We start from the raw sequence: 12139 nt of genomic DNA on the forward strand, positions 1-12139 counted from the left end.
TAAATATCTGAATACCAAGGCCGCCATTGGCGGCCTTTTTTATGAGCCTTTTGCTAACCAATCGGGCCTTGGTTTTCACCAACCTGTCCGCGGTGTAGCAACAAATGATCTAAAATCACGCAGGCCATCATTGCCTCACCTACCGGTACCGCTCGGATACCCACACAGGGGTCATGGCGCCCAACTGTGATGATTTCGGTGTTTTCACCTGATTTGGTGATTGTTTTCCGTGTGCTGAGAATCGATGAAGTTGGCTTAACCGCAAAACGGCAAACCAGATCCTGCCCTGTGGAAATTCCGCCTAGAATACCACCAGCGTGATTTGATGAAAACTCCGGCCCATCTGGCCCCATTGATATCTCATCGGCATTCTGTCGCCCTGTCAAACTGGCCGCGGCCATACCATCACCAATTTCCACGCCCTTTACGGCATTGATCGACATCATTGCGGTGGCAATATCCGTATCAATCTTTCCATAGACAGGAGCGCCTAATCCTGCAGGGACATTTCGTGCAACCACTTCGATAATCGCACCAACACTGTTGTGATCCTCTTTGCGTAGCCATGTTAGATACTCTTCCCATTCTTGTGCGGCCACGGAATCTGGGCACCAAAAATCATTTTGGTGGATGGCTTCGCTATCGAATCGAGAGCGATCAATTTTCCGATCACCCATTTGAACCATATATCCGCTGATCTCGATATTTGGGGCGATCTGTTTAATGGCCTCGCGCGCGACTCCACCGGCCGCTACACGCGCGGCAGTTTCGCGGGCAGAGGATCGCCCGCCGCCACGATAATCACGGATGCCGTATTTCTGCCAATAGGTAATATCCGCATGACCAGGGCGGAATTTATTCATTATGTCTGAATAATCCTTTGAGCGTTGATCGGTGTTTTCAATCATAAGTTGAATTGGCATGCCTGTGGTTTTCCCCTCAAAAACCCCAGACATAATCCGGACCAAATCCGCTTCGCGGCGCTGAGTGGTATTTTTATTTTGCCCCGGTTTGCGCTGATTCAACCAGACCTGGATCAGATCTGCATCCAAGGTTACATTTGGCGGGCAACCATCAACCGTGGCCCCTAAAGCGGGGCCATGGCTTTCGCCCCATGTGGTTACCGTGAACATTCGACCGAAAGAATTTGTGGACATAAACCATCTCCTTAGCTTGGCCTTGCATATCCTATGCATCCCTCAAACGAAAGCCATCGCTTGCGCATTTTTATATATACATTATTGTTAACCATACCTCGGGGAGGCCACGGCCTGAGACTTTTGAGAACCCGTTGAACCTGAACCGGATAGAACCGGCGTAGGGAAGGTATCGGTTGCACCGACCCGACTTACGCGTGTAGCCCATTGGAGAATATTATGACACCCAAATTACTTCTTGCTGCAGGCATTTCACTAACCTTTGCCAGCACCGCAATTGCGGACGATAAACCTGAACTTATCGTTTATACTTATGATAGTTTTGTATCTGATTGGGGCCCTGGGCCCGCTGTTGAAAAAGCATTCGAGGCGCAGTGCGACTGTGATTTAAAACTTGTAGCGGCCGGCGATGGCGCATCGCTTTTGACTCGCATTCAACTAGAGGGGATCCGCACAGACGCCGATCTAGTTCTTGGCCTAGATACAAATTTAACCGCCCGCGCCAAAAGTACGGATCTATTTGCCCCGCTCGTTGAGCGTCCCGCAGTTCTGGATGTGCCGATCACATGGCAAGACGACACATTTCTCCCCTATGATTGGGGCTACTTTGCCTTTGTTTACGACAATACCAAACTGGAAAATGCACCAACTAGTTTTGATGATCTAATAGCCAAGCCAGATGATTTCAAAATAGTGATCCAAGATCCAAGATCCTCATCACCTGGTCTGGGGTTGCTGATGTGGGTTAAGGCGGTCTATGGCAATCGCGCCCCAGAAATCTGGGAAGGTCTCGCCCCTAAAATCCTAACCGTTACTAAGGGTTGGTCAGAAGCCTATGGCATGTTCCTAGAGGGCGAGGCCGATATGGTTCTGTCCTATACCACATCACCCGCCTACCACCTGATCGCCGAAGATGATGCCAGCAAATCGGCGGCCGCATTTGACGAAGGCCATTACCTACAGATCGAGGTAGCGGGCAAATTGAAGTCATCCGATCAACCAGAGTTGGCCGATGCATTCTTGAAATTCATGACATCTGATGCCTTCCAAGATATCATCCCGACCACAAATTGGATGTATCCTGCCGTGTTCCCCAGCACTGGTTTGCCCAAGGGTTTTAACCAATTGATAACCCCAAGCAACAGCCTGATTGTTCCTGCAGAACAGGCCGACGCAATTCGAGACGAGGCACTCGCTGAATGGCTTACCGCGCTCAGCCAATAAGGCCAATCCACTTTGTTTTCGGGGGCAGCGCATTTGTGCTGCTCCTTTTTCTAACACTTGGCACAACCCTAGCTGTTTGGGCGCGCGCCGATGTTTCGTCAAACCTTACAGTCGCCGATTGGGCCGCAATAAAATTCTCGATCACACAGGCTTTTGTATCAGCAATTATTAGCATCGCAGTCGCAATCCCCACCGCGCGCGCCCTAGCACGACGTAAATTCATGGGGCGGTCCTTTATTCTAACACTCCTTGGCGCCCCATTTATTCTACCGTCCATCGTGGCTGTTCTGGGCCTGATAGCAGTGTGGGGGCGCGCCGGCTATATCAACAGCTTCCTAGAAGCAATTAGCCAAGACCGCATTGACATCTATGGGTTTGGCGGAGTTGTTTTGGCACATATTTTTTTCAACATCCCACTCGCAACACGCCTAATTTTACAGGGGTGGATGTCTATCCCAGCAGAACATTTTCGCGTTGCCGCCCAACTGGGCATGTCCACATCCGATATCTCCACCCGCCTAGAACGTCCGATGCTGCGCGCCGTTATTCCTGGGGCATTTTTGTTGATATTTCTGCTGTGTATTTCCAGCTTTGCGGTGGCCCTTGCCTTGGGGGGTGGCCCCATGGCCACGACAATCGAGCTGGCCATTTATAACGCACTGCGCTTTGAATTTGATCTCTCAAAAGCATCTCAATTAGCCCTTATACAGTTCGGAATTTGCGCCTTTATCGGCACAATCGCAATGTTCATCTCCCAACCCATGAAATTTTCTCAAGGGTTGGACAGAGCGCCGGAACGCTGGGACTCGAAGGCACTGCGGTATAGAATCTTTGACTTTTCTGTTCTGTTCTTAGTCTGCGGTTTTCTGTTTTTGCCGTTGCTAACGATTTTTTTGCGTGGCATCGGCCCCGCCTTCTCTTTGCCCTTTCAGGTATGGGGTGCGGCTGTGAATTCGGTTCTGGTGGCAGTTTTTTCGGCGTTGATAGCCGTGGGGATGGCACTGGCGATGTCGATGCTAATCATCAGGATCGCCCAGAAAAAACGACGTATCAGTCGCATAATGGAGGTAATCGGTTTCCTCACCCTTGCCACGTCGCCTTTTGTCATTGGCACTGGTTTATTTGTCATCACTTTCCCCTTTATTTCGCCCTTCTCTATCGCCTTGCCTGTAACCGCCTTGGTGAATGCGGCCATGGCCCTGCCATTTTGTCTTCGCGTTGTTTTGCCTGCTATGATCCGCGCCGAGGATCATTATGGCCGGCTTGCAGATAGCCTTGGCATGCAAACATGGGCGCGGTTTCGATTGGCCATCTGGCCACGGCTGCGCAGACCAACAGGATTCGCAGCGGGGCTGGCGGCCGCATTATCCATGGGAGATCTTGGCGTAATTACATTGTTCGCTCCGCCTGAATTAGAAACCCTGCCCTTGGTGATGTACCGCTTGATGTCAAACTATCAACTGTCCAGCGCCGCTGGCGTTGCGCTATTATTAATCCTGCTGAGCATTACGCTATTTTGGATTTTCGACCAAGGAGGCCGTGTTGAGCATAACATTCGATAACGTCAAAATCAGTCAGGGCAGCTTTACGCTGGAGGCAAATTTCACCATAGACCCTGGGCACAAGGTCGCCTTGCTTGGCCCCTCTGGTGGCGGGAAATCCACGCTTCTATCGGCAATTGCAGGCTTCAAATCCATTGATCACGGGCGGATCTTGTTCGGGGGGGCAGACATTACAGAAATGGCCCCCGCCGCACGTCCCGTCGCGCTATTGTTTCAGGATCACAACCTGTTCCCGCATCTTACAGCTGAACAAAATATCGCCCTTGGTATTCGCCCCAACCTGCGGCTCAATGCGCAGGAGTGGGAAACAGTGGCACAGGCAATTTCGCGCGTCGGATTAGACGGACTGGGGGCCAAAACCCCCGCAGAGTTATCCGGTGGTCAACAGCAACGCATTGCACTAGCGCGGTGTTTGTTACGGGAAAAACCATTGTTATGCCTAGACGAACCATTCGCCGCCCTTGGCCCTGCCCTTAAACATGAAATGCTTGATTTGGTTGGCGAAATCGTCGATGCCACCAACGCATCTATGCTAATGGTTACACACCAACCAGAGGATGCGATTTACATTGCTGATCAAACGGTACTGGTTGCGGATGGGGTCGCGATGGCGCCAATGAACACCCAGAATCTCATGGCTGATCCACCCGCTGTATTGGCCCAATATTTGGGCCGCTAATTAGCGCAGGGCCCGAATAGCCTCGATGTAATAGGAACGTCCCGTTAACCAAGCATCTGGGCCAAATGTCAATTTTGGCACCAACAATTCTATCACAAAGCCACTATCCAACGTCGAGACATAGCCTGTGAAGAGCTGCCCAGAGCCAGACTCAGCGCTTAAGATTGTTTGGCTATCGTTTTGGCTAAGAACGGCTGAACGTAACTTCAGGTTCTTTAGCTTTTTCTTAAATATCATTGTGTTATCGGCGTGGTCTGCATCATCGGATGTCTTCACAATCATCACAATAGAGCTACCCGTAACCTCTGGGCCATTGGTGATCACACGAACTTCTTTACCGTCTTTGGATGAATTATGCACACTAAAGGTTTCTGGAACCATGAAGCTTTGACCAGCAATAGTGATCTCTTTTTTGGCATCCAACCCACCCCAGCCCGGGGCGTCTAGTTCCAATGATCCAGCGGCGATTACCACCAAATCCTGGCTTTCTAGGGTGCTCCCGATAATCAAGTAGCCGGTATTCCCAGCAATCGCTACATAGGCCAAGGCCGTGGTTGAATTACCGTCAATGGGCAGATAGGTCATCTCGCCAAGGCGCTCACCAGCATAGTTCTTAGAGATTTTTGCGGAGACTGAATTCAACCCCGAAATTTCAGCATATAGATCCAGCCAGTCAATTGGATGAAAGTCATAATTCACATCAAAAGCGATAACTGAAACCTGAGCGGGGCCATCTGAAATTTTTAACAGGCGCCTCCCGTTCACCAGTAACGGGTTTTTAACCGAGGCATCGCCAGATACGGTTTTTACCTCTGCATCTTTTGGAACAGAGAATTCAACCCCTAGCTCGCTGTTCTCGATACGCTTGAACAGCACACTGTCATACGGATCGTTTTCGGCCATAGCTGCACCTGTAAAGCTTGTGATTGCCAATGACAGAGCCACTGCGAAGGTAGAAAATAATTTCACGTTCTTATCGCCCATACGTAATCTTTACTATGGGCGAATATTTTGAAACCTGTTCATTTCGCACCCTATCAAGCACCTTCGCTAAGTGCTCGATAGGTAACTTCACGCTGCGCAATTCTATCTTAAGGATTGCTGGGTGTTTACATAGTAATAGCGGCCAGAGAGCCATCCCAATGGGTCTTCATTAAGGGCGGGAAATATTGCAGACACAGAGTACGAACCAAAGGATTTAATCGTGCCGGTAAACTCCACCCCAGTCGAAGCCAACAGATGAAACGAGGTCTCAGTTTCAGAGTTGGATGCGGGTTTCCGCTTAAACCCAGCACTGTCTAATTCATCGATAAAGGACTGGGTGTTGTCTTGGTGCGAGCTATTCAGCCCAGATTTAATGGTGTAGATAAATCTGGAATCTTCAATCTTAGCCTTATTTGAAATCAACTTACCTGTACGTTTACCATTGGCGATATCGCGCGCCACAAAGGCATCATTAAAATACATAGATTTCCCATCCAATTGAACCAATTTCTTTGGCTCATATTGGCCCCAAACAGCACCCTTGGCGTTGAATGAAGATGCGATACCTTTAAGCAATGGCTCTGCATTCAGCGTAACCCCTTGAAGTAAATACCCTTTACCGCCAGCAAATGCGAGCAATGCTGGAACTTTTTGGTCAGGGTTAGAGGCGCGTGCAAACTTGGCATAACCAAAGCGTAATCCATCCTTGCCATTGAGCGTTTTTAGATCAGTGACCTTTAGCTTCGCAAAGCGTGCATAGGCAGATAGCCAATCCACATGGTGTATATCGCGTGGAATAGTGAAATCCGTAATTTTCACCTTCATGCTTTTCCATTGAATTAATGCGATCTGCTTACCATCTACCAAAAAGGCATTGTCGACCTGTTTGACTGGGCTCGTTTCACTTACTTGGGCATCGGCCGGTAGATTGAATTGTACATTGGTTCGCGTATCAGCAAATTGGACCATTTCAACACCCCCAGCAGTTTGCGCATGTATACCATGTACACCGAAACCTAATGCAATCGAAGCGCTCAACACGGCGGTTCTAGCTATTTTTTTTATTTTCATCGTCTAATCTCTTTCATAATTACCACAGAGGTGGCCAACTTATTGTGATTGATCCGCCAATACCCGCGCCCAGACCCAGCGCAGCAGCTACATTCCCGCCGATAGTAATACCACTCGAAGAGATTGAAAACTCTCCCGATGCAGATGCATTTGCCCCTACCGCGGCAGAAGCGTTGCCCTCTGCAGTAATCGACCAACCACCGGCCTCAAGGGTACCGCTAATTGCGCCCTCAGCCTCAATTATATTTGCGCCAATGCCTGCACTACCCTCAGCAGTTACCGAACCTTCAGCCCAATTGGCCTCTAACGCGGCAGAAACCTCTGCTTCCACCTCAAGGATGTCGATTTCACCGGTGCCATTGCCAGTCAATGCGCCATCAAGAGAACTATGCTCTACCTCGCCAGACAGCTCATATACGCTCGCTTCGCCATTTGCTCCAACTTCCAAGGTCGCTGTGCCTTCTTCTAAATTCACCATCGCAGAGCCATCGGCAGAGGTTTCCCAAGACCCCAGATCCCCCTCTAGAGAGGCAACGGTGTTCTCACCCTCGTATGAAGCAAGTTGAGTGCCCTCTGATTCAGAAGAGAAAAAATTGCAGTCCACGCCAAATTCTGATGAGCTGTTCGTGGCATCGGGGGTGCTTGGATTCCCAGATTGGCTGCCATATCCTGTTTGTGTTGCCGCACCAGAGAATGTGTCTCCGCTACCAAATACACCTGCAGAACAATCTGTACTGCTGGCAGCTACCTCAGTAGCGCTCGACTCAACCGGTGTCTCAGTGGATGCAGGAGAATCGTCTGTACAATCCGGAGCTGATGGATAAACGTTGGGAAACAGTAGCCTTTGATCTTCTGTGAACTCCTCACAAACCCTTTTATCGTGACCTTCGCTCCAATGAACCTCATCAAAGGTCCAGAAGTCGGCATTGGGCACCATAATCTGAGAAGGCGTGGCGGTAATGCCTAGAGAGCCTGCTATCCCACCACCGCCATCTCCTAACTCGAGTGTTTTGAAGGTAATGACATTACTTTTTCCCGAGTAAAGCTTGTGTTCGGCCTCATCTTTCATATCGCGTGTGAAATCCGAAAAATCGGGATTCGTAACGGCATCCATTTTTGTCCAAAAGTGCTCCTCTGCATCAAGGCTTTCTTGGCCATCTTGGCTAGAGCAAACGATCGGTGTGAGCGAATTCACCCCGACACTTCCGGTGACGTTCACGGGTGACCAGTAACTGCTTGAGCAAGAATTGCTGAGCGCTTCATTCCGCGCACTGGTTCGTTGAGCCCAAACTGCCTCTAGATGAGATTCAGAATACCGGTACAGATAGGCCGTGGGTGCAAAGAAAAATGAAAGGAATAAAACCAACCACACGGATTCATATGATACCATTGCTCGGTTATCTCGCGCAAAATTCTGCGCCTGCGTAATAAAATATTTAATCGGATCGTCCCCCTTATAATGGGAACTTTACATCATCTTAACTATATTGAATCAAGCCATAATATCGCCCTTAGCGTGCATTTGATCGCAACAATTATTCTTCAAGTAATTATATGTAATTTTTAAAATATAGACGGATTATTTATGAATTAGATGCAACACCCCCCTGAAAATACAAACGGCCCAAGCCTGCTGTCGCAGGAGGGCCGCTTTTACAATTCAAGGAGTTAGATTAGGGGTTGTTCGCTGCGGCCTCTGCCGCCGCCGCATCTGCCGCCGCTTGCGAATCAGCCGCAGATTGGTTGGCCGCATCCGCCGCTGCAGAAGCAGCATCCCCGCCACCCGCATTTGCCGCCGCATCCTGGCTGGCGTTAACAGCATCTGTTTGCTCGGTAGAGTTCCCAGAGGTATTCAACCCGTCCACACTGCTAGCGTCGCCCGCGTGGCTTGACGTTGGCTGTGATCCGCTGGGTTCGTCACCTGCACCACCAGTACCTTCGGCCGATGGGTAAACCTCGGGGAAAAGCAAGCGTTGGTTCTTGGTGAACTTCGACCAGACGATTTTGTCATGGCCTTCGCGCCAATGCACCTTGTCAAATGTCCAGAAATTGGAGTTCGGCACCAACAAATTAGATTCGGTATATGTTCCAGGAATACGGAAATTACTAATGATATCCCCATTGCCATCCCCCAGATCAAGCATCTTGGTGGTCAGGATAGATGTATCACCCTTAAAGGTCTTGTGCTCGGCTTCGTCCTTCATATCCCGGTTAAAGTCAGAAAATGGTGATTGAACGGCGGTATCCATCTTTTTCCAAAAATAATCATTTTGACTGGAGAAGTAGTTTTGGCCATCTTGGCTGCCGCAGACTGTGGCTGTGATCGCATGGCTTCCTAGCCCACCTGTAACAGGCAGAGGGTTAAACCAACTGCTGGAACAAGAGCTGTTAATCGAGTTATTGCGCGCGGCGGTGCGCTGTGCCCAGACCCCGTGCAAAAATGTTTCGGATGTGCGGTATAGATACGCAGTGGGTGCAAAAAAGAACGACAGGAACAGCATCAACCAAATCGCCTCGAATGAAACCATTCCTTTGGTATCATTAACGTAGTTTTTCAAAATCCGATTTTTCATATTGCCCTCACTTACCATTACTCGCTGGTTAAGAATAACGTTGCCTCTGGAATCGAAATTACATTGCACACAGAAGCATTTAGGAAACCAATACTATAAAATCACAATGAATTCATAAAAAAATCCAAAAACAGTGCAGATTATCACTGATACAAAAAAGGGGGCGCCAATCTGGCACCCCCAATTTCAAAAATGACTTAGGATCACTTATACTTAACTTTTCTCCAAAGAGACTTGTTGGTCAGGTACAGCAAAACCGACAGCAGCAACAGCATCCCCACAGACACAAAGCCCAGCTTTTGGCGCGCCATCATCTTAGGCTCGGCTGTCCACATCAAAAACGCGGCAACGTCCTCTGCTAGGTGATGGGGGTCTGTGCCATCATGGCCATCTGCAAATTCCAGCTCTTGGTCCGCCAATGGTGGTGCCATGGCAATCCAACCACCAGGAAAGGCCGTGTTTTCATAAAAAACCTGACCTGCTTGCTCTTTTTCCTTGCCGGTATAACCGGTCAGAATAGAGGCGATATATTCCGCGCCCCCCATACCCTTGGTGATTTGGTTGATACCCAAACCATATGGGCCATGGAACCCAGCGCGCGCCTTTGCCATCAAGGATAGATCTGGGATGTGGCTCTCGCTTGATGTGGGGAATTTATCCGAGGGCTTCGCCGTGCGGAAATCATCGATCTCGGGATCGAAAACATCATGCTCAGCGGCAAATGCCTTTACCTGATCGGCTGTAAGATGCGGCCCACCTTCATCACCAAGGGTGCGAAAAGCCACGAATTTCAAACCATGGCAGGCGGCGCAAACATCTTTGTAGATGATCAGGCCACGTTGCAACTGGTGCTGGTCAAATTTGCCAAATGGGGTCTCAAAAGAGAAATCCACATCTTCGATGTGACCCTCGCCACCGGCCGCGAATGCACCCGTTGCGACGGATACAGCAACCAAAGCACTAAAGGCTGTGTTCATGAATTTTTTCATTGCTATAGTCCTTATTTCGCTGGCTTAGATTTTGATGCATATTTCGCATCAAAGTCAGCTTCGATAGTTTCGGGCACGGGTTTGGTTTTCTCTGTCCAACCCAATACTGGCAAGATGACCAGAAAGTATGCGAACCAGTAGATCGCACCGATCAAAGAAATCAGCGGAACCAAGCCCTCGGCTGGGCGAGCGCCACACCACATCAACACCATGAAATCCAGTCCCAAAATCCAGAATGCAATTTTGAATTTTGGGCGGAAACGGCCAGAACGCACAGGTGACGTATCTGTCCAAGGCGCCAGCGCCATTACAGCAATCGAACCAAACATGGCCAACACGCCAAGGAATTTCGCATCCAAGAACAACACATCAAAGGTGATCGCACGCAGGATCGCATAGAACGGTAGGTAGTACCATTCAGGCACAATGTGCGCAGGCGTCGATAGCGGATTCGCTGGGATATAGTTGTCAGGGTGGCCAAGGTAGTTTGGCATATATCCAACAATCGCCATGAAGATAGTCATAATAACAGCCAGCGCGAACAAATCCTTGATCACAAAATATGGCCAGAACGGTACGGTATCTTTCTCGGCCTCAGCCTTAGATTTGCGTCTAACCTCAACACCAGATGGGTTGTTGTTACCTGTCGAGTGGAATGCCCAGATATGCACAGCAACCAAGCCAACAATCACAAATGGCAACAAGTAGTGCAAAGAGAAGAAGCGGTTCAGCGTGGCATTATCCACCGCCGGCCCACCCAGCAACCATTCTTGCAAAATCGGCCCAACACCCGGGATCGCGCCAAATAGGCCCGTGATAACCGTAGCACCCCAGAAGGACATCTGACCCCAAGGCAATACATAACCCAAGAAACCAGTGGCCATCATCATCAGGTAGATCAGCATACCAACAATCCACGTGATTTCACGTGGTGCTTTGTATGAACCATAGTACAGGCCACGGAAAATATGTGCATAAACCGCAATAAAGAACAAAGACGCCCCATTTGCATGCATATACCGGATAGCCCAGCCACCGTTTACATCCCGCATAATGTGCTCGACACTGGCAAAGGCCAGATCAACATGCGGCGTATAATGCATCGCCAAAACAACGCCGGTGATGATTTGCAACACCAAGCAGAACGTCAAAATGATACCCCAGATCCACATCCAATTCAGATTCTTGGGTGTTGGGATCATCAATGTATCATACACAAGGGATACAACAGGCAGACGTGTGTGTAGCCATTTTCCAAAGCCAGTTTTTGGCTCGTAGTGATCGTGTGGAATTCCAGCCATGATCTTTCCCCCTAGCCCAGTTTAATTGTGGTTGCGTTGATAAAGCTTGCAATAGGTACCGGCAAGTTTTCAGGTGCGGGGCCTTTGCGAATACGACCAGCGGTATCATAATGCGATCCGTGACACGGGCAGAACCAACCGCCAAAATCACCGGCATCTCCCAAGGGAACACAGCCAAGGTGCGTACATACACCCATCATCACCAGCCATTCGCCAGCTTCGTCAAGGGTGCGGTTTTCATCCAACGCGTCCGTGTCAGGCTTGTTGGCATTACGGTCACTCGTGTCGGGTAGCTCATCAATGCTTACATCGCGCGCGGCTGCAATTTCATCAGCAGAACGACGGCGAATAAACACGGGCTTGCCCAACCACTTTACGGTGATCTGTGTGCCTGGTGCGACACCCGAAATATCCACCTCGATCGAGGACAATGCCTGCACATCGGCACTTGGGTTCATTTGATTAATCAGCGGCCAAACGGCAGCGCCACCTACGACAGCACCTGTTGATGCGGTTGCGACATATAAAAAATCGCGACGGTTTCCATTCTCGGACACGAATGCGTCTCCCTTGCCTTGCCCCTACGTTGGGCTTAGTAC

General features: G+C 49.6%; 11 protein-coding genes and 1 riboswitch. Of the genes, 3 read left to right on the forward strand and 8 right to left on the reverse strand.

The window, feature by feature from the left end; translation table 11 throughout:
• Positions 1–53: 53 nt before the first annotated feature.
• A complete protein-coding gene (gene aroC, locus QQL62_RS07960) occupies positions 54–1157 on the reverse strand; it encodes a chorismate synthase (RefSeq protein WP_284377547.1) in 1104 nt (367 codons plus the stop codon).
• 89 nt (positions 1158–1246) lie between these two features.
• A riboswitch (TPP riboswitch) is annotated at positions 1247–1341 on the forward strand.
• A gap of 35 nt (positions 1342–1376) precedes the next feature.
• On the opposite strand from aroC, the gene thiB reads away from it, so the two are divergent.
• Genes thiB through QQL62_RS07975 form a run of 3 tightly spaced genes read left to right on the forward strand, consistent with a single transcriptional unit; the run spans position 1377 to position 4622 of the window.
• Entirely contained in the window at positions 1377–2381 is a 1005-nt protein-coding gene (gene thiB, locus QQL62_RS07965) for a thiamine ABC transporter substrate binding subunit (protein ID WP_284377549.1), read from the forward strand.
• Entirely contained in the window at positions 2357–3943 is a 1587-nt protein-coding gene (locus QQL62_RS07970; protein ID WP_284377553.1) for a thiamine/thiamine pyrophosphate ABC transporter permease ThiP, read from the forward strand. The genes thiB and QQL62_RS07970 overlap by 25 nt, the downstream gene beginning before the upstream one ends.
• Positions 3921–4622: a thiamine ABC transporter ATP-binding protein gene (locus QQL62_RS07975; protein WP_431355752.1), complete on the forward strand. Its 702-nt coding sequence runs from the start codon at positions 3921–3923 to the stop codon at positions 4620–4622. The genes QQL62_RS07970 and QQL62_RS07975 overlap by 23 nt, the downstream gene beginning before the upstream one ends.
• On the opposite strand, the gene QQL62_RS07980 is transcribed toward QQL62_RS07975, so the two are convergent.
• The 7 genes from QQL62_RS07980 to petA all read right to left on the reverse strand — a co-directional run bounded on the left by QQL62_RS07980 (position 4623) and on the right by petA (position 12097).
• Positions 4623–5606: a hypothetical protein gene (locus QQL62_RS07980; protein WP_284377556.1), complete on the reverse strand. Its 984-nt coding sequence runs from the start codon at positions 5604–5606 to the stop codon at positions 4623–4625.
• 102 nt (positions 5607–5708) lie between these two features.
• Complete coding sequence (locus QQL62_RS07985) at positions 5709–6575, reverse strand: hypothetical protein (RefSeq protein WP_284377559.1); 867 nt, start codon at positions 6573–6575, stop codon at positions 5709–5711.
• A gap of 121 nt (positions 6576–6696) precedes the next feature.
• The gene (locus QQL62_RS07990; protein ID WP_284377561.1) at positions 6697–7872 is read right to left on the reverse strand and encodes a hypothetical protein; all 1176 of its coding nucleotides are present in this window, start codon (positions 7870–7872) and stop codon (positions 6697–6699) included.
• A 478-nt stretch (positions 7873–8350) separates the two neighbouring features.
• On the reverse strand, positions 8351–9250 hold the full coding sequence (locus QQL62_RS07995) for a hypothetical protein (protein ID WP_284377563.1): 900 nt from the start codon (positions 9248–9250) through the stop codon (positions 8351–8353).
• A 203-nt stretch (positions 9251–9453) separates the two neighbouring features.
• On the reverse strand, positions 9454–10239 hold the full coding sequence (locus tag QQL62_RS08000; protein WP_284377565.1) for a cytochrome c1: 786 nt from the start codon (positions 10237–10239) through the stop codon (positions 9454–9456).
• A gap of 11 nt (positions 10240–10250) precedes the next feature.
• Positions 10251–11540 carry a cytochrome b gene (locus QQL62_RS08005; RefSeq protein ID WP_284377567.1) on the reverse strand — a complete coding sequence of 430 codons (1290 nt, stop codon included), beginning with the start codon at positions 11538–11540 and terminating at the stop codon, positions 10251–10253.
• Positions 11541–11551: 11 nt separating this feature from the next.
• A complete protein-coding gene (gene petA, locus QQL62_RS08010) occupies positions 11552–12097 on the reverse strand; it encodes a ubiquinol-cytochrome c reductase iron-sulfur subunit (protein ID WP_284377569.1) in 546 nt (181 codons plus the stop codon).
• Between the last annotated feature and the right edge of the window lie 42 nt (positions 12098–12139).

Source organism: Amylibacter marinus, assembly GCF_030160015.1.
Taxonomy (GTDB): Bacteria; Pseudomonadota; Alphaproteobacteria; order Rhodobacterales; family Rhodobacteraceae; genus Amylibacter; species Amylibacter marinus.